At 42.3% G+C, this 19,833-nt stretch carries 34 protein-coding genes and 1 pseudogene; 12 read left to right on the plus strand and 23 right to left on the minus strand.

The annotated features are described in order from the left end of the window. Positions 1 to 64 precede the first annotated feature (64 nt). Both dinB and htpX read left to right on the plus strand, forming a co-directional pair. Positions 65 to 1,144: a DNA polymerase IV gene (dinB, locus tag DPV92_RS02910; RefSeq protein ID WP_111353607.1), complete on the plus strand. Its 1,080-nt coding sequence runs from the start codon at positions 65 to 67 to the stop codon at positions 1,142 to 1,144. 80 nt (positions 1,145 to 1,224) lie between these two features. Further along, entirely contained in the window at positions 1,225 to 2,094 is an 870-nt protein-coding gene (gene htpX / locus DPV92_RS02915) for a protease HtpX (protein ID WP_111353608.1), read from the plus strand. Between the two features lie 51 nt (positions 2,095 to 2,145). On the opposite strand, the gene DPV92_RS02920 is transcribed toward htpX, so the two are convergent. The 23 genes and pseudogenes from DPV92_RS02920 to DPV92_RS03020 all read right to left on the minus strand — a co-directional run bounded on the left by DPV92_RS02920 (position 2,146) and on the right by DPV92_RS03020 (position 15,564). Then, complete coding sequence (locus tag DPV92_RS02920; RefSeq protein WP_111353609.1) at positions 2,146 to 3,408, minus strand: isochorismate synthase; 1,263 nt, start codon at positions 3,406 to 3,408, stop codon at positions 2,146 to 2,148. Between the two features lie 221 nt (positions 3,409 to 3,629). Further along, a complete protein-coding gene (locus DPV92_RS02925; protein WP_111353610.1) occupies positions 3,630 to 4,682 on the minus strand; it encodes a tyrosine-type recombinase/integrase in 1,053 nt (350 codons plus the stop codon). An 8-nt stretch (positions 4,683 to 4,690) separates the two neighbouring features. Then, entirely contained in the window at positions 4,691 to 4,915 is a 225-nt protein-coding gene (locus DPV92_RS02930) for a DUF4224 domain-containing protein (RefSeq protein WP_111353611.1), read from the minus strand. Positions 4,916 to 4,966: 51 nt separating this feature from the next. Then, on the minus strand, positions 4,967 to 5,320 hold the full coding sequence (locus DPV92_RS02935; RefSeq protein WP_111353612.1) for a hypothetical protein: 354 nt from the start codon (positions 5,318 to 5,320) through the stop codon (positions 4,967 to 4,969). Positions 5,321 to 5,337: 17 nt separating this feature from the next. Beyond that, on the minus strand, positions 5,338 to 5,751 hold the full coding sequence (locus tag DPV92_RS02940; RefSeq protein WP_111353613.1) for an AP2/ERF family transcription factor: 414 nt from the start codon (positions 5,749 to 5,751) through the stop codon (positions 5,338 to 5,340). Continuing rightward, positions 5,752 to 6,387: a translocation protein TolB precursor gene (locus DPV92_RS02945; protein ID WP_225791953.1), complete on the minus strand. Its 636-nt coding sequence runs from the start codon at positions 6,385 to 6,387 to the stop codon at positions 5,752 to 5,754. It abuts the gene before it with no gap. 7 nt (positions 6,388 to 6,394) lie between these two features. Further along, positions 6,395 to 7,261 (minus strand): annotated as a pseudogene (locus DPV92_RS02950) (recombinase RecT); the annotation flags it as partial. Between the two features lie 156 nt (positions 7,262 to 7,417). Further along, on the minus strand, positions 7,418 to 7,795 hold the full coding sequence (locus DPV92_RS02955) for a Mor transcription activator family protein (RefSeq protein ID WP_111353615.1): 378 nt from the start codon (positions 7,793 to 7,795) through the stop codon (positions 7,418 to 7,420). Beyond that, positions 7,795 to 8,181 carry a regulatory protein GemA gene (locus tag DPV92_RS02960; protein WP_044232395.1) on the minus strand — a complete coding sequence of 129 codons (387 nt, stop codon included), beginning with the start codon at positions 8,179 to 8,181 and terminating at the stop codon, positions 7,795 to 7,797. The genes DPV92_RS02955 and DPV92_RS02960 overlap by 1 nt, the downstream gene beginning before the upstream one ends. After that, positions 8,178 to 8,552 carry a hypothetical protein gene (locus DPV92_RS02965; protein WP_111353616.1) on the minus strand — a complete coding sequence of 125 codons (375 nt, stop codon included), beginning with the start codon at positions 8,550 to 8,552 and terminating at the stop codon, positions 8,178 to 8,180. Before DPV92_RS02965 ends, DPV92_RS02960 begins: the two co-directional genes overlap by 4 nt. Then, positions 8,528 to 9,007, minus strand: coding sequence for a hypothetical protein (locus DPV92_RS02970; RefSeq protein ID WP_005640641.1), 480 nt, complete (start codon positions 9,005 to 9,007; stop codon positions 8,528 to 8,530). Before DPV92_RS02970 ends, DPV92_RS02965 begins: the two co-directional genes overlap by 25 nt. A gap of 44 nt (positions 9,008 to 9,051) precedes the next feature. Next, positions 9,052 to 9,459, minus strand: a complete 408-nt coding sequence (locus DPV92_RS02975; RefSeq protein WP_005661837.1) for a hypothetical protein — start codon at positions 9,457 to 9,459, stop codon at positions 9,052 to 9,054. Beyond that, positions 9,456 to 9,614, minus strand: coding sequence for a hypothetical protein (locus tag DPV92_RS09810; RefSeq protein WP_192574169.1), 159 nt, complete (start codon positions 9,612 to 9,614; stop codon positions 9,456 to 9,458). The genes DPV92_RS02975 and DPV92_RS09810 overlap by 4 nt, the downstream gene beginning before the upstream one ends. After that, positions 9,611 to 9,832 carry an ANR family transcriptional regulator gene (locus DPV92_RS02980; RefSeq protein WP_111353617.1) on the minus strand — a complete coding sequence of 74 codons (222 nt, stop codon included), beginning with the start codon at positions 9,830 to 9,832 and terminating at the stop codon, positions 9,611 to 9,613. Before DPV92_RS02980 ends, DPV92_RS09810 begins: the two co-directional genes overlap by 4 nt. Then, positions 9,832 to 10,353 (minus strand): host-nuclease inhibitor Gam family protein, encoded by a 522-nt coding sequence (locus DPV92_RS02985; RefSeq protein WP_111353618.1) that lies wholly within the window; start codon positions 10,351 to 10,353, stop codon positions 9,832 to 9,834. The genes DPV92_RS02980 and DPV92_RS02985 overlap by 1 nt, the downstream gene beginning before the upstream one ends. Continuing rightward, positions 10,346 to 10,579 (minus strand): hypothetical protein, encoded by a 234-nt coding sequence (locus DPV92_RS02990; RefSeq protein ID WP_044232398.1) that lies wholly within the window; start codon positions 10,577 to 10,579, stop codon positions 10,346 to 10,348. The genes DPV92_RS02985 and DPV92_RS02990 overlap by 8 nt, the downstream gene beginning before the upstream one ends. Beyond that, positions 10,572 to 10,775, minus strand: coding sequence for a hypothetical protein (locus tag DPV92_RS02995; RefSeq protein WP_005640647.1), 204 nt, complete (start codon positions 10,773 to 10,775; stop codon positions 10,572 to 10,574). Before DPV92_RS02995 ends, DPV92_RS02990 begins: the two co-directional genes overlap by 8 nt. An 8-nt stretch (positions 10,776 to 10,783) precedes the next feature. After that, positions 10,784 to 11,956, minus strand: coding sequence for an AAA family ATPase (locus tag DPV92_RS03000; RefSeq protein ID WP_111353619.1), 1,173 nt, complete (start codon positions 11,954 to 11,956; stop codon positions 10,784 to 10,786). Positions 11,957 to 12,019: 63 nt separating this feature from the next. Continuing rightward, on the minus strand, positions 12,020 to 13,840 hold the full coding sequence (locus DPV92_RS03005) for a DDE-type integrase/transposase/recombinase (protein WP_111353620.1): 1,821 nt from the start codon (positions 13,838 to 13,840) through the stop codon (positions 12,020 to 12,022). Positions 13,841 to 13,849: 9 nt separating this feature from the next. Beyond that, positions 13,850 to 14,830, minus strand: a complete 981-nt coding sequence (locus DPV92_RS03010) for a hypothetical protein (RefSeq protein ID WP_111353621.1) — start codon at positions 14,828 to 14,830, stop codon at positions 13,850 to 13,852. 9 nt (positions 14,831 to 14,839) lie between these two features. Then, positions 14,840 to 15,139: a helix-turn-helix domain-containing protein gene (locus DPV92_RS03015; RefSeq protein WP_005661855.1), complete on the minus strand. Its 300-nt coding sequence runs from the start codon at positions 15,137 to 15,139 to the stop codon at positions 14,840 to 14,842. Continuing rightward, positions 15,136 to 15,288 (minus strand): hypothetical protein, encoded by a 153-nt coding sequence (locus DPV92_RS09815; protein WP_005708272.1) that lies wholly within the window; start codon positions 15,286 to 15,288, stop codon positions 15,136 to 15,138. Before DPV92_RS09815 ends, DPV92_RS03015 begins: the two co-directional genes overlap by 4 nt. Before the next feature lie 84 nt (positions 15,289 to 15,372). Further along, entirely contained in the window at positions 15,373 to 15,564 is a 192-nt protein-coding gene (locus DPV92_RS03020; RefSeq protein ID WP_005708235.1) for a DNA-binding protein, read from the minus strand. A 99-nt stretch (positions 15,565 to 15,663) separates the two neighbouring features. Here DPV92_RS03020 and DPV92_RS03025 point away from each other — a divergent pair, with 99 nt between their 5' ends. From DPV92_RS03025 to DPV92_RS03070, 10 genes are all read left to right on the plus strand, one after another. Next, positions 15,664 to 16,119 carry a helix-turn-helix domain-containing protein gene (locus DPV92_RS03025; protein ID WP_111353622.1) on the plus strand — a complete coding sequence of 152 codons (456 nt, stop codon included), beginning with the start codon at positions 15,664 to 15,666 and terminating at the stop codon, positions 16,117 to 16,119. Next, entirely contained in the window at positions 16,119 to 16,628 is a 510-nt protein-coding gene (locus DPV92_RS03030) for a hypothetical protein (RefSeq protein ID WP_111353623.1), read from the plus strand. The genes DPV92_RS03025 and DPV92_RS03030 overlap by 1 nt, the downstream gene beginning before the upstream one ends. A 7-nt stretch (positions 16,629 to 16,635) precedes the next feature. Beyond that, on the plus strand, positions 16,636 to 17,049 hold the full coding sequence (locus DPV92_RS03035; RefSeq protein WP_111353624.1) for a hypothetical protein: 414 nt from the start codon (positions 16,636 to 16,638) through the stop codon (positions 17,047 to 17,049). 9 nt (positions 17,050 to 17,058) lie between these two features. Beyond that, positions 17,059 to 17,280: an excalibur calcium-binding domain-containing protein gene (locus DPV92_RS03040; protein ID WP_111353625.1), complete on the plus strand. Its 222-nt coding sequence runs from the start codon at positions 17,059 to 17,061 to the stop codon at positions 17,278 to 17,280. A gap of 16 nt (positions 17,281 to 17,296) precedes the next feature. Continuing rightward, positions 17,297 to 17,782, plus strand: a complete 486-nt coding sequence (locus tag DPV92_RS03045; RefSeq protein WP_111353626.1) for a hypothetical protein — start codon at positions 17,297 to 17,299, stop codon at positions 17,780 to 17,782. A gap of 90 nt (positions 17,783 to 17,872) precedes the next feature. Next, positions 17,873 to 18,418 (plus strand): N-acetylmuramoyl-L-alanine amidase, encoded by a 546-nt coding sequence (locus tag DPV92_RS03050; RefSeq protein ID WP_111353627.1) that lies wholly within the window; start codon positions 17,873 to 17,875, stop codon positions 18,416 to 18,418. A 203-nt stretch (positions 18,419 to 18,621) separates the two neighbouring features. Further along, positions 18,622 to 18,846 carry a DUF2644 domain-containing protein gene (locus tag DPV92_RS03055; RefSeq protein ID WP_005708259.1) on the plus strand — a complete coding sequence of 75 codons (225 nt, stop codon included), beginning with the start codon at positions 18,622 to 18,624 and terminating at the stop codon, positions 18,844 to 18,846. Beyond that, the gene (locus DPV92_RS03060) at positions 18,843 to 19,100 is read left to right on the plus strand and encodes a DUF2681 domain-containing protein (RefSeq protein ID WP_111353628.1); all 258 of its coding nucleotides are present in this window, start codon (positions 18,843 to 18,845) and stop codon (positions 19,098 to 19,100) included. Before DPV92_RS03055 ends, DPV92_RS03060 begins: the two co-directional genes overlap by 4 nt. 116 nt (positions 19,101 to 19,216) lie before the next feature. After that, positions 19,217 to 19,525: a hypothetical protein gene (locus tag DPV92_RS03065; protein ID WP_005661694.1), complete on the plus strand. Its 309-nt coding sequence runs from the start codon at positions 19,217 to 19,219 to the stop codon at positions 19,523 to 19,525. Then, positions 19,522 to 19,824 (plus strand): hypothetical protein, encoded by a 303-nt coding sequence (locus DPV92_RS03070; protein WP_005661693.1) that lies wholly within the window; start codon positions 19,522 to 19,524, stop codon positions 19,822 to 19,824. The genes DPV92_RS03065 and DPV92_RS03070 overlap by 4 nt, the downstream gene beginning before the upstream one ends. Positions 19,825 to 19,833: the final 9 nt, after the last annotated feature.

Consider the following 19,833-nt stretch of genomic DNA (forward strand, 5'->3'; position numbering starts at 1 on the left):
TAGTTAAAATAAAACTGGTTTTATATCCATTTATAAGCGGTAGATTTTGAAGGACGTTTTACAAATGACGACAGAGCAGAAAACAAGAAAAATTATCCATATCGATATGGATTGTTTTTATGCGGCCGTTGAAATTCGAGAAAATCCTTCATTAAAAGGCAAGCCTGTTGCGGTGGGCGGTAAGGCAAATCAGCGTGGAGTGCTAACCACTTGTAATTACGAAGCCCGAAAATTTGGGTTACATAGCGCAATGTCAACTGCGGCAGCATTGAAACTCTGCCCGAATTTGATTTTGCTGCCAGTGAATATGACATTGTATAAATCAGTTTCCGCACAAATTCATCAGATTTTTCAGCGTTACACCCAGATTATTGAACCGCTTTCGTTAGATGAAGCCTATTTGGATGTCACCGATTGCGAATTGCATTCAGGTTCAGCGACTTGGATTGCGGAAAATATTCGCCAAGCGATTTGGGATGAATTGCATTTAACGGCTTCAGCAGGTGTTGCTCCGCTTAAATTTTTGGCGAAGATTGCTTCCGATCAGAATAAACCGAACGGACAATTTGTGATCCCTCCTGAAGAAGTACAAAACTTTGTTAAAAATCTACCGCTTAAAAAGATCCCTGGTGTGGGCAAAGTCACGGAAGAAAAGCTAGCACAAATGAGCTTACTTACTTGTCAAGATGTTCAACAAAACTCGCAAGCGATGATTTATCAAGAATTTGGCAAGTTTGGGCAGCGTTTGTGGGATTTCTGTCACGGTATTGATATGCGTGAAGTAGAAGTAGATCGCCCACGTAAATCCCTTGCGGTTGAAAACACGCTTTTGCAAGACATCAACACGCTCGAACAGGCAGAACAGATTATTGATGAGCTTTATCACAAACTCCTTTTTCGCATTCAACGCAATTGGGCGGATATGCCTTTGCAGGAATTTAAGAAACTGGGTATCAAATTAAAATTTGAAGATTTCAACCAAACAACGATTGAACGAACCACTGATGGGCTAGAATTTGAGAGATTTAAAGAATTACTACATCAAGTTTGGGGACGTAGAAATGAACGAAATATTCGTTTAATTGGCTTAAATGTCCATTTTCCAAGCAAAAAAGTAACGAATCAGTTAAATTTATGGGAATAAATGTTGTCTGACAGCTTGAATTTTCACACATTTCCCTCATTATAGAGGGAGTTTTTTCACCTTTGTTTGGAGTTTATTCAATGGCAAAACGTGTCATTCTTTTTTTATTAACCAACCTTGCGATTACCTTCGTATTAGGGATTGTATTAAACATTATTTTTAAAGTAACGGGGATTCAAAGCCAAAGCACCGCAGGTATTTTGGTGTTATCGCTTGTGTTTGGTTTTTCAGGCTCTTTAATCTCCCTGTTTTTATCAAAAACAATGGCGTTACGTTCAGTAGGAGCAGAAGTTATTAAACAGCCACGTAACCACGCAGAAGAATGGTTATTTAACACAGTGCAACGCCAGTCACAACAAGCGGCCATTCCAATGCCAGATATTGCAATTTATCATTCAGCAGATGTGAATGCTTTTGCAACAGGGGCAACCAAAAATAACTCGCTTGTCGCAGTAAGTACAGGCTTGTTAGACAACATGACTGAAGATGAAGCTGAAGCGGTGATTGCACATGAAGTAGCCCACATTGCAAACGGCGATATGGTGACTATGACTTTATTACAAGGCGTGTTAAATACCTTTGTGATCTTCCTTTCTCGTATGATTTCAACAGCGGTGGCAAGCACTAAAGATGAAAACGGTAATTCAAGCACAAACACAATGGTGTTCTGGATTGTTGATATTGCCTTGCAAATGGTATTTGGTGTGATTGCAACCATGATTGCGATGTGGTTTTCTCGTTACCGTGAATACCGTGCGGATGCAGGATCAGCGAAATTAGTGGGCAAAGAGAAAATGATTATGGCATTGCAACGTTTACAACGCGTTCATGAACCGCAAGAAATGGAAGGTTCGCTGGCTGCATTTATGATTAACGGTGCACGTTCAAAAGAGCTCTTTATGAGTCACCCTCCGCTTGAAAAACGCATTGAAGCGTTGAGAAATTTATAAACTAAAAGGGCAATTCTAATCAAAATTGCCCTTTTTTATAATCATAATAGATTATGATAGCAGTTTAGCCAATGCCTGCGATTTTCGCTCAATTTCTTGCCATTCAGAAACAGGCTCTGATTCCTTAACAATGCCCGCCCCGGCATAAAGAGTGATCTGATTATGTTCAATTTTGGCTGAACGAAGGGTAACGCAAAATTCTGCTTCTTGCGGGTTAAAAATTCCTAATGTGCCCGCATACCAACCTCGTTTAAAAGGTTCATTTTTAGCAATAAATTGCGTTGCTTTAGCACGCGGTAATCCTGCAATGGCTGCGGTTGGGTGAATTTGGCGTAAGCAATCTTGATCGAGTACATCAGCTTTTAAGATTGCCTCAATCCGTCTTCTTAAATGTTGCACATTGTGTAAGCGTTTGATTTCTGGTGAATGTACCTCAAATGCTTCCACATAAGTATTCAAATGCGCCTCAATATCTTCCACTACAAGCTGGTTTTCATAGATATTCTTGGTATCTTTTAACAACCATTGGGCATTTTTCTCCGTTTCGATTGGATTATCAGAAACAGCAACTGTTCCCGCCAATGCTTCAGTAAAAAGTTGATTTCCCTTGCGATAATATAAACGCTCAGGCGTTGAGCCTATAAAAGCATTCTGTGCATTTTCTGCCCATAAAAAATGGTAGCAACCAAGATTGATTTCTCGGCTCTGTTCGACTAAATCATAAGCAGAAATGTGGTTTTCAAAGGTAAGTTGAGTGGCGTTCGCTAACACCACCTTGCGTAAATCGCCCGATTTGATTTGGATAATCGCCTGCTCAATATTGGCTTTCCATTGCTCAAATGTACAAGCAGGTTGAGGAGAAAGTATTTGATGATTTTGAATGAGGGAAGATCTACTTGGTTCTGCAAAAAAATCAGTAAAATCAACAGCTTGCTCGCTTATATTTAATGTCAGGTAAGCGGTCAATTTTTGCGAATTTTTTACTAATATTAAGCGGGGTAAGACAAATTGGCAAAGCCCTTCAAATTGAATGCCACCGACGAGCGAAAGTGAGCTAGATTGCACAAAGGCTTGTGCCTCTTCTAGAGAAGAAAAAGTTTCTACCGCCCCGATAGTAGCAATCGTTTGATTTTCATCTCGCTTTTCAAAGAAAAAGTGCGGAAAGTGCTGATTTTGCGATTTTAGCCAGCCTAATAACGAAGATTCTTCTGCTAGCAAATCGACGTCTGCTTTAAGTTGAATCCATTCTTGAGTTAATTGCAGCTGTGAAAGTTGCTCGCTAAGTTGTTGTTTTAATTGAGTAAAAACTGACATACGCAAAATTTTCAGAAAATCAAACCGCTATTTGTAAAAAAGATGTTTATTTTAGCTCAAATCCTCTTTTTTTTCCTTAAAAAATTGAAATGTAGCAATACCAACGGTTTAGAGCTGTTTTTCGTTCCGAAACTATTGCGTATTTTAGCGGTTTTTGTAGTAGAAAAATCAATAAGTTACAAAATAGTTTCGGAACACTTTTTCTGGTTTAAAATGCATAATTATTCTATTTTTATGGATATTATTTCATCTAATGGTTTGAGTGTTTTCTCTTTTCGTATGTAGTGCTGTGTCATTTTTGGAGTAGTGTGGCCTAGTGTTTTTTGAGCTTGTTCATCGCTGGCAAGTAGGGATAAATCGGTAGCGGATTTAGCTCTGAGATCTCGCAATTGAAGAGGGAATAATTCATCTTCAAGGGCAGGATAATTTGCGATAGTTTTTCGTTTCAATTGGTCAAAAAAATCACTCAAACGCTCTCTCTTTAATTGCCTTCCTCTTTTGTTGGTAAATAGCCATTCATTTCCATTCTGTAATCTCCTTTCAATAATTTCTTTAAGTTTTCCTACCACAGCAAACTGGATTTTCTTTTTGGTCTTTTTCTGCGTGATATGTAATATACCATTATAAATATGGGAGCGGTGTATTTTGCAGAGGTCGATAGGACGTTGTCCGATGAGGTACATAATCTGCAAAATATCTCGCATTTGTCCATCAGCACACTCTATCAATTTCTCCAGTAGGTAATCTTCGATGTAAACATCTCTGAATTTAACTGGATATTTTTTTACGCCTTGTGATGGGCTGGGTAACTTGGTATATCCCCATTCACGGGCTTTGTTCCAAATGTGGCTCAATAATCCTACTTCGTTGTTGGCTGAAGGTGGGTTGTTTTTTCTCCATTGTAGATACTGACTGATGTGTTTTGGCTCGATTTTTTCTAAGGCAACAGGTGGATTACCGAAAAATCGGCAAAGCCATTTAATAGCGGTGTGATTAGCAAGTTGTGTGCTTTTGCTTTTTGTGGGCACGACTTCCAATTCATACCGTTTAGCGACATCAATAAATAGCACGATTTCAGAAACTTGGTGGGATGCCATGTTGAGCTTGGTGGCTTCAAGGACGGCGTGATATTTATCTGAACCGAGTGATTTTTCTTTGCCATTAGCAAGAACGTAGTAAAAGTATTCGACAATTTGACCGCTTGCCCGTTTGCGTCTGCGACAGAGTAGGTTTGGGGGCAAGCCTTGGTTTTGTCTTTTGCGTGGGCGTGCCATAAATCCTCCTAGCTTGCTTTTGTTTCATTAGAGACCCAGCCATCATCATTGGCAGGCATATTTTTTCTTGGTCTGGGGGCGGCATAATCCCGTCTGACAATAGGCGTACCGTGGGCGTTAATTTTGAAGGGGATACCCATTTCGTTGAGTTGTTCAATCATTTTGGCTTGTTGTTTTCTCCCTGTGAGGAAGAGCAGTTCTTCACGGGAGAGAAAATCGGTGTAGATGTTCATTTGTTTCTCCAATAAAAAGCCCTCACAAGGAGGGCCTTTTGTTAGTTATTGTTATTTTAACGCATCTTTTAATGCATTTAAGGCATTATCGAGTTCAGTTGAAATATCTAGCAATTCATTTAGCTTGCGTTCATATTTTCCTTTTGCTTGCACTGCATTTAAGATAAGAGGGTTAAGCGTTTTACGCAAAGCATCTTTTTCAACTCCTTCTTGCTCTTTTGTTCTTGCTAATTCTTCCGCTTGTTTTGCTAACATTTTTAAAGATTCAATCGGCAATTGCGTTAAATCGGTTACTTTTTCCATAGTCGTTTCCTTTTGTTTCTGCTGTTCGATATGTTGTTTTAATGGTTTACTGATAAAGCGAACCACAATGAGGTTAGGTTGTTGTTGCTTATTGCTTAACAAGGCTAATCCTTTCTCTTCTAGATATAAAAGGATTTGCCATACTTCTTTAAGTGATATTTTTTTCTTAATTTAGCTTTAGAAAACTCAAGAAATTTACCTGTTTTAGACTTTCTTTTATCCAAATATAAAATAAATTCTCCTGCGATTTCTAATAAATAATCACTTAAATCAGTCTTTTCTATTTCATTTTCTTCGAATAAACCTAATTTTTTATTCGTAATGGCTTTATCTCCTACAACTTTTATTACTAGATTATCGTAAGCTATTGCGGCTTCTCTCGCAGATTCGTAACATCCCCCATAATAGGTTTTCCCTTTATGAGTGAACTCTGCAAGCCAAGGCTTTTTTGCTTGCCCACTTGCTCTTACACCTCTAAAGCCTGCTATACCGATTCGGTTTAAGGCTTTTTGTTCGCTTGATGTCAAATTCATTTAACTCACCATCTGTTTAATCAATTCATCATAATAGGTTTTAGCAGCACTCACACGCTCTTGGATTTTTTCGATGATTTGTTCATCGCGTTTGATCGTCACCGTGGTTAAGCGTTGGTTTTGGGGGATTTGTTCGACTAAATCAATATAACGCTCTGCTGATTGTCCATAACCTAATAGCTCTTCTGGCGTAGGGAAAAGCACGAAATCAATTTGTGCCTCTTCGCAATCCCACAACCACATATAACCTTGCATTTGAATGTCGTAGCCTGCTTTTTTGGCTTTGTCTTCGGCTTCATCAGAAAAGAACGGGTGTGTGCCAATATCAAATGAACATTTGGTATCGATAATCAGCTTACGGGTGGGCACATAAATATCGCACTCGCCCGTAACCCAATCGTTTTCTCGTCTTTCGATGTTCTTTTTCAACGGTAAGCCCCGTTTTAAGCTGCTGAGTTTGATCGCTTCATTTTCTAGCACTAAGCCTTTTTCGGTGAACTTATTGCCTTCGAATTGTTGCCAGCCAAAGAGGTCGAACTTGGCAATTTCTCGCACGGCAGATTTTGCTGTGTCGGTAATTTTGCCCGCTTCTCGGTCGGCTTTCGTTTTCGGCTCACCGATTAAACGATGTAGCATTGAGCATCTAGCTTTCATTTGATACAGGTGCTGCATTTTCAATTGCCTCTAAAATTTGGAACTGTTCTTTGCTGAATTCGTAGCCGTTATCACAAAGCTCTTGGAGCGTGGTTTCTTTGTTTTGAATGGTTTGTTTGAAGTTTTCAAATTGCTCATCTGATACATTCAACGCTACAAAATCCGCTTCTTCCACTTGATTATCAGGGTAGTCGAATTCTGCATTATCCACATTTTTTACCACCGCTTGATCGGCTAACACGGCTTGTTACATTTCAACAGAAAGCGGTGCTTGTTTGGAAAGCAGGAGCTTCATCACCGTTTTCAATGCCATCGCTTCGAAGTTGTCTGCCCATATACTCGTCGCCCATTTACCTTGTTTTTGTTTTTCAAGGTAGGTGCGGTAAGTTTGCGAATAGCGTTGTGCGTGCTGATCTACTTCTTGAGCGGTCATATACAATTCAGCGGTAAAGCTATTAACTAGTTGGAAATAAGCGTAGTAGCCAATTGGCTTTTCAGTCGGTTCAGGCTTTTGTTTCCAGTCGAACACATAGCCGTTGATCGGGTCTTCTTCAATGAGTTGCTTTTCATACACAGGCACAGCAACCAATCGCTTAAACTGCCCAGAACGCTGTGCCAGTTGGATTAAACCTTTATAACCTAGTTGGAATTGAGCCTGCCCTTTATAAGGCACGATGTAGGCAAAGCCTAAACCATTTTGAATCGGTAACTGCAAAGTGGCTGCCATACAAGCGGCGTTAAATACGCTCATCGGATCGGCATTACGCAGTATTGAGTTGCTATTCACAATTTGAAGTACGCTAGTTGTGAAACTTGCTGCATTCTTATTGAGCAAGTCTTGTAGTTTTTGTTTTACCGCGTAAACCCACCCAACATAACTACTAAAAATAATCCAACATAAATGGGAAAAATTTGGATAAAGTGGGAAGAAATGAGAAAGGCGAAATGAAATAGAGTTACACATAGAGAAAAAGAAAACCCAGCAACTTTTTACGGTCACTGGGTTTGTTTTTTAGGATTGGACAAACATATCTAACTGCCGTTTGGCAATTTCTTCTTTTTGCACGCGTTTGACGATTTTGTAGATCCATTGCAAAGATAAATCATACTTCTTAGCAAGGTAGGCGTGATTATTGCCCGTGAACTCGTTGAAAATTTGCTTTTCACGCTCACAGGCGAAAAGCGACATTGATTTCGGCACATACACATTCAAACCGCCCCAGTTGTAGCCCGTCTTCAATGCTACAATCATGCCGATATTTTCCGCTGTTTCAGTGTCCATTTCAGGGTAACATTCACGCACCGCCATTACCGTATATTTCGCCAAATCTGCCAATAAATCGGGGGCTTTGGTTTGAAAGTCATTATTGTCAAATTTGGCTTCGTTCATCATTTACCTACTCGTTTTTTCCACTGTTTTAACTGCTCAATAATAGATGCCGTTTGCTCACTATCCAGCTCACGCCAGTCTGCAACGTCCGCATAATATCGAGCAACAAACGCATTCAATGCTGCCGAACTGCTTTCCTCAGCCACTACTTTCCATACTGCCCACAATTTCCGCTGAACGGCAGAAAGGTGTGAAACATCATGCGGTAAGCGAATTTTTGCACCTTTTTGTTGCAATATTTTGACCAGTTTCACTAGCTCTGAATAGCTTATATTTTTCGCAGAATTTTGGTAGAATTGTTGAGATAATAGACTTCGATACGTCTCATCGTCCATTCCCAACTGACTTTTCCCAATATGCACCAGCTGCAATAATCGTTTTCTCATCGTTTACCTCTTAAAATTGCTTTCAATCTTTGTAAATTACTTTCCACTTGTGCCTTTTCCTGTGCCATTTCTTCTACACTTTTTGGTGGTGGTGGCGGAAGCTCAGGATATTCACGCTGTGGCAAGGCTTCTAGCAGTTGTTTTGGTGTAGGGAACCAATCACAAGTCTGCCCAAGTGTCATAAATGCCGTCTTAAACCGCACCTTATCCAACTCCATATCCCACGACTTTTTATAAGTGATCACCCGATACCATGCCTCCAGTGTTGGCTGTATCACATCTTCCGTTGGCGAATTTTTTAGACGTAACAGCAATAACATTGCCACGCCTTGAGCTAGCACAGGTTTTAGCCATTGATTGTTTTGCCCCATTCCAACGCTCCTTTAATTGCGTTCATTTTATTGCTTGCAAGCGGTCGATTTTGCTCAGGATTTTGCACAGCTACCGCTGTGCCGATAGGCTTGTAGCCTGCAATAATTTCCAACAAATAACCGTGTGACTTCATCGGCAGGGTAAAATTGACACGGTTCGCCATCATTTGGTTAATGGCATAAATCCACGCCTCAGGCGGTGCAGGAAACTCACGCCCATCACGTTTGATAATCTTAGCCTGTATCATCGGTGTGAGTTCGCCCAGCAAGGTTGCCACACGGTCGAACGTGAGCGAACTTTTCGCAGGACGAAACAGCCCCAAATAACGAATTAAGGCTTCGCCTAACTCACCACTCACCAACAATGCCGCATTTAAGGCATCACTTGCTGCTTTGTTGGCAATCAACGCGTCCAACGAATGCAACGCTCCACACGCACTACATTTCACTTTCATTTTCGGTTCTCCTAATACAAGAAAACCGCCCGAAGGCGGTTTAGTTAGCAAGTTGGATCAAAATGTTGAACATATTTAGGTTCTTCATTTGTTTCCAGTATTTTTTGAATAACAGGATCATCAGTAAAAATCATTTTTGCTAATCCCATCAATAATGGATCAATGCCTTCTTTTTTATCGATATGCCCATTAGTTGCCCAATCCCCATCTTCATCCCGAAAGAAATCAAAGTGAAGCGTAGCCATAAAACCATTTTCAATTTCGGGAGCTAACTTAATCATATCATTCCATGTTTTTGTTAGAATGACTGGCATTGTAGCCATTAAATCAGTCACAATATTGCTTACTGCATTCGGTGGTTTGGGTTTATAGTTAATACCTATTTTGAACGTTAAATCGTCTTTTGTTGGTTCAAGTTCAATGTTGATGATAGAGATATAATGGTTTGTCACAGTCTTACCCCCATTTTCATCAAAATCCCCTTCGCATTCTGCACATAAATACTGGCGTGCATCATTTCTTCTTTATCTAGTGATTTTTCAGCCTGTTCCAGCTGAATAATCGCTTGGCGAAGTTGCATTTTTAAGGCATCTAGTGTGGAAATCATTGTCTTTTCTCCCGTTTACCTTGCCATGTTTTGCAGTAGGTTTTGCGCGTGTTGCACCACTCACGTTGTTTGAGTGTTACCGCTTGCTTTGCTGCTTCTCCCCACAATTCACTAGCTCGGGCATAATTGCCAGAACGCTCCATTGCTGCTGCGGTTTCTGTTGCTTCGCGATAGGATTCTTCTAGAACATCGCGGTCGATTTTCGGTCTTCGCCCCATTAGCGCACCTCCTCATCATTCGGTTTGATGACAAATTCTTCTTCATTTTCCCGAATACTCACACCTGCAATCGCCTTGGCGTTATTCGGGTCAGCAAGCAAGGCTTCTTTGTTCACTTCTTCTTTCACGCGTAAGAACTGAAACAGCCCCAAGTTCTTGATATTTTCAATCACTTTCGCCATCGAACTAATCCCCACCTTCGGCGGTTTGGCACGCCATTGTACTTCTCCGGTGGTAAAGTAAGCCGTCTTCTGTTTGCCGCCGTTAGTGAGCTCTAAACGACGAGTTTCACAAAACGCCTGCACCGCCTTTTGCAACGGCTTCACTTGTTCTTTCAGCGCGGTCAACTGTGCCGTGTATTTTTCATCAACCGCTGCTTTCTCGTCCGCTTGCTGGGTGGTCAATCGCACCTGCTCACGCTCTAAATCGCCGATCTGTTTAATCGCCAACGCCACTTCATCTTGGGTTTGCAAGGCGATTTCTTGCACTTCACTTTTTACTCTTGTTGCGCGTTTAGCCATTTTTTAATTCCTTACTGATTGTGAGTTTGATTTTTCCGCATTTCTTGCCTAACACGGCTTCCAGTATCGTTTCATTGCCATTTACTGAACCATTAAAATGTGTGATACCGCCAAATAACGCCTGTGTAATGCCATCTCGGTCATCTACGAGTGCTTTTGCTAAGGCTTTACAGCAAATCAGGAAATTTTCAGGATCTTTACGAGTAATAGGTTTCATTTTAGCCATTGTTTGTTACTCCTTTTTGGCAAGTATAAGGATAAAAATCTGCGTTAATTTTTGGGGTTAGGCTGCCGTTGGGCGAGCGGAGGTAAACTACACCGCTGATACAAAGTTCGGCATACGCCCACGTTTGCTTTTGTATCATTCCGTCATCACAGCCAGCCAACAAAAATGCGGTTAAAATTAAGGTTGTTTTTCTCATATCGCCCCCTAAACCTGCATCACTACATCGCCGTTCACTTTCGGCACACCTAAACTTTCAGCCAAGTTCATCGCTGCCGTGAGCAAGTTGTTTACTGCGAGCGGATAAAGCAAACTAGTGGTAGTTTTGTTTCTGCCCACCGCCGTTAAGCGTTGTCGCACTGCTAAAAACGCGTCTTCTTCAAAAATATCGCTGAGTTTTTTGCCCACTTTAGCCAAGCGGAACGCCACATAGTTTTCCAACTCTGCATCAAGGGGCGCGAGTTCCACTACTTCACAGCGTTGCACCACTTCGCGGACTTCGGTGTTGCGTTCGGAAAGTTTCAGCTTTAACTCAGGCTGACCAATCAACACAATCGAAATCAGCTTTTTAAAGCCATCTTCCAACTCAAAAAAGCGCTTCAAGTGTTTAAGCGTCGGAATTGGCAAGGAGTGGGCTTCTTCGATGATTAGCACGTTGGAATAGCCCGATTTGCAACTTTCTTTCAACACTTGGTGCAACTGGCGGAAACGTGCTTCAGGCGAACGCTTCACGCTTTGCAGTGGGGCAAGGGTGGAAATAATCGCTTCGGCAATGTGTGCCGCTTTGAGCGTTTTGCCTTTGATGTCGTTGTCTTCCATTGCGATGATGTAAGGCTCAATCACCGCAATCGGGGTGTTTTCGGCGCGAATGCGGTCAATCAAATCACGGCGTAGCGTGGATTTACCTGCACCACTTTCGCCCACCACCGCCATAAAACCACCGTGCTTAGCAGTTTGATAGAGCGACTCACGCACATAACGAATGTCGCTAGTGGCGAAAACTTCGTCAGCCGAGCGAATATCGACGGAAAAAGGGTCAATCGGTAATAAAAAATGTTTCTTAGTGGCTGGAAATAAAGCCTGTTTTGCGAGTAACATAATCTCGTCCTTAATGTCTTGTTTGGTTTTAAGGGCGGAAGCGGTAGGCTCGGTCGCCAAACTTTCCCCTGTCGCTTCCTTTTCTAATAGCGTTGCAAGCGGTTGGTTTATCCCAATCTTTTGCAAAGACACTATTAAACTCTTCTCAAATGTCGCCCACTCCCGCACCCGTTGATTATGGTTTATCAACTGAGAAATGGTCGCAGGCGACACATTCATCATCTGTGCTAACTGCCTTAAGCTCACGCCCTTATCAATCAGCACCTGTTTTAGTTTCAGCATAAAATGCTCCTTCAATAATTTCCCTTCTTTTGTAAAGAGGGGTTAGGGGAGATTTTGGGGCAATCACGCCGCTAATAGTTTCAAGTGTGAGCGTGTCGGCTCTGGCGCCATAAACTCCGCCTTGAACTCATCAAAGCCCAAGCCCAGCAACCGTTCAGCTTCCACCTGCGGTACACCTTGCGGATATTTGCCGGTAATCCATTGATAGCATTCGCCCGTCCACAACTCGCCCCAGCGTGCTTTGCCGTTTTTGGCAAACTCCACCGCCGACATCGGTTTTTGCTCAACACGGCGTGCGTTGGTGGTGAGTTCGTGTTCTTGTCCTTTGTTCGGTAAGAACCACGTTAGCTTGCTCTCTTCGATGTGTTTGTAAGGGTTGATTTCGCCGTTGAATAACGGTGCGTTGGCTTTCTTGGCTCGCTTCAACTCGTCTTCGGTTTCTACGCCATAAGCCAGTTGCTCCGCCTGTTCCTTATTTGCTTCAAACGCCGTTTTGCGGTGGGCCTTGTATTCTTCGCCGATGATTGCAGCATCTACACGGAAGCCTAGTTCATTCACTTCAATCGGCTCCAGCACTACCCAGTAAGGTTTTAAACTCATCGTGCCATCATCAGCAAAAATCTGCTCAAAGCACTGCACTTGCACACATTCAGGGCGGTACGGATTTTTGCCCACCGTGATTTTCTCGCCAATTTTCACATCAGGTACATCACGCACATCATATCGGCGATTTTCAAAGTTGATTTCCAACTTATCGGTCACCAATCGTTCTGTGAGTGCGGTAATCATCAGCTCTTGGCAAATCTCACGGCTGGGCGGATATAACAAGTCATTGGCGTGGATTTTTCGCCACGCACCGTAACGTGTCATACCGTGTCGGCTATGAATAGCTTTGCCGTTGAAATATCGCATCCACTGGTGAGCAAGCTGGTTTAACTCTGCCAAGCCACTCACATTCATAAACCGCAGCCCACTTTCAAATTGGCGTTCCACAATATCATTGCCTTTTTCCACTTGCCCTTTGGCTCGGGCATTATGGGCTTTTGGCACTTCAATTTTCACGTCCAACTGGTTCAGCAAATGGGTGAACATTTGTGACGTATTGGCAGAGCCACGGTCGAACATCAAAATTTTCGGCACACCGAAAAATGGCTCGGCAGGGTTCTCTTTCTTCTGAATGGCGTTAATAAAGGTTTCAGAAATGTTCTCCGCCGTTTCACCACCATACACATATTCCACATAAATCACGCCACTCGCGTGGTCGGTAATGACATACCGCCACACTCGTTGCGGTTCGACTTTCGCCACATTCGCTGGCTTGTTTTTGTAGAATTGCTCCGCTTCCATTACGCACAACCCATTGCCTTTGCCAGTCTCTTTCAGGTAATACAGCACACACAAAGACGGGTCGATTTGCCAAACGTGGTTCGGGTGTCGGCTTTGCAACTGCACCACAGGGGCAGGGCGTAACAGCTGGTCAGGGTGCAAATTGGCATTGCGTAATGCACGCTCCACTGAACTTGCCGAATAAGGGCGAACTTCGCCTGTCTTCTCGTCCACAAACTCCGCTTTCACTTTGTCATTGGCGCGCAATATGTCCAAAATCCGCTCTAACGTTGCCATGGTTTTGCCGTTTTTGCGCCGTAGGTGTAACCAGGCGGCACTAATCAATTTCAGCTCATTCGCATCCATTTGATGTTTCCCCTTGTCTGACCGCACTTTGCGACCACTCGCAGGGCGGTAGGGCTTAATTTGCCGAAGAAAGGTGGCTCGGCTTAAACCGGTGAATGCACAGCCTTCTTCAATAATTTTTTCCTTCTCGCCAAAGCCTGCTTTCTCCACACGCTCGGCATATTGGGCGAGAACGCTCGGTAGTATTGCCATTGCATTTCCTTAACCCACCACTTCCGCATCTTGAATGTGAGCATCACGCTCAATCTCGTCCAAAATGCTCGTTACACTTTCATCTAACTTGCCGTCAGGTTGATAATCTTCTCTCGCCCATTCAGGTAAGGCTTCGCCGCTTGGCGCATCCTCCAACCCGAAGCGTTCTTTGAGTTCTGACAAAATCAACTGATACTCGGCAAGTACGCCACTCATAAACTGCTTGTGGTCAATGCCTGTGGCTTCCGTGTGAGCGGTTAAGGCTTCAAAGGCTTGGAAAACTTGTCCGCGTAGCACCGCTTCTGCTTTGTAAGAAATCGCTGCCGCTTCTTCGCGTAACACGCCACCGCGTTGTTCAGGCGTTTGGGTTTCAATCGCTTTGGTTTTCTTCGCCAGCTCCAAATCTAAGTGGTTAATCCGCTCATTTTTGGTGGCAAGCACTTTAGCCTGTGCTTCATAATCGTCCGACTTGCGTTTCAACTGGGCTTGTAAGGCTTCTTTCTCCTTCGCGTGTTGGGCGGTTAAATCTTCGATTTTCTCAATCAACTCTTCCTTATCAGTGGTGTCTGAATAATCCGCATCCACAATTTCCGCTCGTGCTTCTTCGGGCAGTTGGCGAAGTTTTCGCATTTCGCGGTAGCCTAAGCCGAGGCGTTGGGAGGTTTCGAGGAAGTCTTCGCCAAGTTTGTAAAGATTAGAAATATCTTCGTCAATTTTTTGGCGACTAAAACCTAAAGCACTGCAAAAATCGTCCCAAGTGCTAACCTGTCGGCGGTTTCCGCTAATGTCTAACATCTCTAAACCCTTATATTTCTTAGCTTCTTTAAATTCTGCTAATACTTTAATGTGCTGACACGTCGTCAGTTTTCGGTGGAAATCACTCATCTTGATCATTCCGAGCATTTCATAAGCATCTGCCATTTCCGCTGTCATCGCTTGAGCCGCCATTACCACCGCATCTTGCTGTTCACTTAATCTTAAATCTGTCATCGCTTACTCCTAAAAACCGCCTGTTGCCACACGGTGGCGCATTTCATTAAATCGCTCATTCACTGCCTGCATATCTTGCTCATAGCACACCGCAAGGTTGAGCAGGGCAAAACTGAGTGTCCAGTTGCCGGTGGGCAATTTGCGCAAAAAGCCTTCGCTTTCTAAAATCGCTGTGGCACGAGTGATATTTACCGGCGTTTCATCAATCGCTTCGCACAAATCCTTATTGCTTAAGCCGTCCATTGTTCGCCCTTTCAGGGCTTTCAAAATCCGCAACGCACGCTGCGTGCCGTTAATTTTCTCTTTCATTGTAAAAATCCTTTCTCTTTCAACCGTGCCACCGCATTTGGATCACGCATAAACGCTGGCGTGGATAAATCAATTTGGGTAATTGGATCAATTACTTTGTAACCTTGTTTTCTGAGTAGGTAACTCATTAGTCTGTTTAACAGTTTCATCTTGTTCTCCTATTGTTTTCTAAAATAAAGAGCAGTTAGATTTTTCGCTGTTTTTTCCAAATTGTTAAAGAGCAGGTTGCGTGATTAAGCCGCCGCTTTTAAGCCGAGTTTCACGGCGATTTCATGTCCGATACCACGTTTAGCTTTAATCGTGCCATTCAACACGCGGTAAACATACAATCGGTCATAACCGTGTTCTCTTGCCCAATCAGCGAAAGATTCACCGCGAGCTTCAAACTCGCTTTTCACCTGTTCAGGCGTTTTAACATTCAGCATTTTTTTCTCCTGTTGTGGTATAATTGATAAACAATCAATAAATCATTTATTACATTTGTAAGATTATATTACATTTGTAATGTTTTCAAGGGGAAATTTATGGATTCTTTCAAAGGGAAACTTATTCGCTTAAAAAATGAACTAAATGTGGAAACAGATAAGGAAGTTGCAGAGTATTTGGGAATGACCAATAACGCATTCACAGTGAGAAAAAGTCGAAATAGCTTCCCCGAAAAAGAGCTTTTCGCCCTAAAAGCCAAATATCCAGAATTAAACCTTGATATGGATTACATCTTGCTCGGTCATCGCCATGAAACTTATGAAGCAATGGAAAAAAAAGCGTTAAAAGATATGCCGAAGCCCGATTTTTCAGACAAAACAGGCTTATTGGTGCAGTTATTTATGCAGTGTGATGATCAAGGGCGTGCGGCGATTTTAAGCGTGGCTCAGACAATGGCGGCAATGGGACAAACTGCAGGAACAACTAACATTTCACAGCAATTCAATAACAGCAACATTTCAGGCAGCAACTTTACAGTAAAAAACAACAAATAATGCAGCAATTTAATCACAACATTATTTCCGATAGCACATTCATATTAAATTACCTTGATGGAATGAATGAAGAAGAGACGAAAGAAGTCTTAACACAATTTTCAGATGAACAACTCCAACAGGCAAAGAAGTTGTTGAAAAAAGAATATCGCAGTATTTTTCTTTCACCTTTTACATTTAAATGGTTTTGGATATTGTTGGCGTGCGTGCCACTCTTACCGAGCACAGTAAAATTTGCTCCAGAAATGCTGGCAAGTATCTATGCTGATGATCTTATTATGATGATGACATCAGTGCTTGGCACTTTTGCTGTTGTGTTTTTGATATTCATGGGGCTGATGAATTTTAGTATCGCCAAAATGCGGCTTGATATTGAAGCCATAAACCAACTTTTAAAAGAAAGCCGAAGCCGATTTAAACTTATCGAAAATGAACAGTTTTCCCGTAAATATCAATACTGGAAGATGAAATATAACGTTAAAAATCAACTAACCGACTATATGGAGTAACCAATGAATGAATAAATTACTAGTTGTTGCATTATCAGCATTTATGCTTACTGCTTGTGGTGAAAGCGATCCGAACGCTCCAACTCAAGATGAGAAAAATACTATTGAATTAGCTTTTATTAACAATATACCAAAATCATCAGACTCAGCAATTCGATGCAGAACAAATAAAGTTGCTGAACGTTACTATATAGGGTGTTCGGTAGTAGCCGTTGGAAAACAAAGTAATATTTATTTGTTCCTTTACAATAAGGATAAAGATCCTATTAAACGTTTCTATGCGTTGAATGGTTCAGCTATGTCTAAGTATGACACATATCTCAAGTCAGAACCTATGCTCGGTAGTTACAAAGATACTTTTGGCTTGCCAATGGAAAAGGACATTGATTTGAATGTAGTTCTTAATGAATTTAATAAATAGGAAATAAGTATGAAAAAATCCCTAAAATACGTCGCTTTCGCCCTACTAGGCGTAGCGGCTGCCGTATTTGCCAAAGAACAATTCCAATGCGAAGGCAAACGCACCTGTAAAGAGATGGATAGCTGCGAAGAAGCCCGTTTCTATCTCACTCAATGCGGTGTCAGTAGCCTAGACCGAGACAAAGACGGCGTGCCTTGTGAAAGTATTTGTGGTGGGAAGAAAAAGAAATAAAGTAAGGAGTTATAAAATGGATATTGGATCAATTACTACAACATTAGACGTTGTTAAAAACGTAGTTCATCAAGTCAATTTACTAAAGAATTTAACTGACGATATTGAAAAAGCTACCGAAATTCAGCAAGCTAAACAGAAAGCCTTGGAATTAACTAATACCATAATTTCTTTGCAAGGTGCGATTATGTCTATGCAAACTGATTATATGCTGTTGCTAGAAGAGAATAGGAGCCTTAAACAAGCTCAAAATGAATTAGAAAACTATCAACTTATTAGTTACCAAACCGAAAATATCTTAACAGAAGAGGTTTGGGTCTATGAATATATAGGAGATAAAATGCCTAAACATTATTGCTGCCCAATCTGTTTCGAGAATGGCAAACGTTCAATTCTTCAGAAAACTAGAAAAAACATTACACTAGCATCTGTTGGAGAATTCTTTGAATGTGGAGCTTGTGAGAAAAAATATCGAATTGGTGGCTATGTCAAAAATAAATAAGAATTTATCTAAACCAGTTTAAAATCAGTTCCCACACGCATTAAGTAAACTCCAGTTATCAAGTATTCCTTTGATAACTGGAGTTTTTTTATGGCTAATCCCACCATCACCAAAATCGTGATTCACTGCTCAGCCACGCAAAACGGCAAGCAGTTACGCACCACCACTCAAACCGCCGCACAACGTATCGACGACTGGCACAAACAGCGTGGCTTTCAGCGTTTAGCGGGCAACTACAAGCAATTCAATCCGCACTTACAACATATTGGCTACCACTTTGTGATTGACACCGACGGCACGGTCGAAACTGGTCGCAAAGAGGGCGAAACAGGCGCACACGTTAAAGGGCATAATCTAAACAGCCTTGGCATCTGCTTGGTCGGCGGTATTACCAAAGACAAACGCAATCACGGCGAATATACGGAAGCCCAATGGAAAGCCCTGCACCGCTTGCTTCGCCAATTAGAAGCCAAATATCCCAGTGCTCGCATTTGTGGACATCGTGATTTAAGCCCCGACCTCAACGGCGACGGCACAATCACGCCAAACGAATGGATTAAAGACTGCCCGTGCTTTGATGTGTGGAGCTGGCTGGATAGCGAAGAAATCGTGAATGTTGAGCATTTATTTAAATAAATCTCCCCTAACCCCTCTTTACAAAAGAGGGGAACGGTAAAACGGAGAAAAAATAGCCCCCTTCTTTAGAAAAGAGGAGCTGGGGGAGATTTGAAGAATACGGAGAACACAATGAAAAAATTAAGCAATAACGCCAAAATTAGCCGTGCAATCAATAAAGGTCGCACGGTCGCTCAATGGTTTTACTTACGCTGGAGTTACTAATGGCGCTCAAAGAATTGATTACCAATGACAACGGTCGCCTTTCTACTACCGCCTTTATCCAGTTTTTCGGGGCGTTATTGATGGCTGGCATTTTGGTATATGCCGTCTGGCTTGACCGCGCTTATGTAGGCGAACTCTTTACTACCTTCGCCCTATTTTGCGGAGGTGGCGTAGCAACCAAAGGCTTTGCCAATGCGTTAAATAATCGGGGGCGAGAAGAATGATGGCTTACTTAATTTTAGGTGGGGTTGCGGTGGTTTTGGTCAGCGGTGCGATTGCCTGTTACAAAATTCGCAAATCTCAACAGGAAATCGACCGCTTGTTTAAGCAAAACGAGCAACTGCAACAAGAAAAAGTGGTGGCTCAAACCCAAGTGAAACATTTTGAAACGAGAAAAAAGAATGAAGAAAACAACCGCACTTCTGATCGCAATGGGCTTATTGACCGCTTGCAACAGTCGGGTGATCTCCGTGATTAACCCCAGCTGTTCGGGCTTTGGTGTAATCAAGGCAAGCCGTCAAGACACCACAGAAACGCTCCGTCAAATTGCGGTGCATAACGCGACCTATCGGGAAATCTGCAAGGAGACGAACAATGACCATTAACGTGGAATTTTGGCACTTGGTCGGGTTGCTGCTTTCATTCTTAGGTTGCTGTTTTGGCTTTGCCAAGATTTTAGTATCGCAGTTTCAAAATAGTTTGAGTGAACGCCACCAAAACCAGCTCAAAGTCAATGACAAAGTGGAAGAGCTGGAAAAGCAATTCAATCAAATGCAGTCGAGTCTGCCGCTTGTTTATGTCCTGCGTGATGACTACATTCGTGGGCAAACGGTGCTGGAAGCCAAAATGGACGCCCTACACAAAACCTTAAGTGATTTATACAAAATGGAGAGTGCAAAATGATGGAAAAAGCCCGCCGAGAAGGTATGCGTTGGCACTTGCTCAATACTTTACACAAAGCCATGCCATACACCACCAGCGAACAATTTTTGCGTGATGTGATGGCAGGTATTTACCCAAATGTAACACCGCACGAAATCCGTCAGCAGTTGGAATATCTTTCTGACCGTAAACTGGTGGAACTGACCAAGCAACCGCACGGCGTATGGTTTGCCGATATTAACCGCCTAGGCGTGGACATTGTGGAATACACCATCGACTGCCAAGCTGGTATCGCCCGCCCTGAAAAGTATTGGGCGTAAGGGCAGCCT

This window comes from Pseudohaemophilus paraphrohaemolyticus (genome assembly GCF_003253115.1).
Classification (GTDB): domain Bacteria; phylum Pseudomonadota; class Gammaproteobacteria; order Enterobacterales; family Pasteurellaceae; genus Haemophilus_A; species Haemophilus_A paraphrohaemolyticus_A.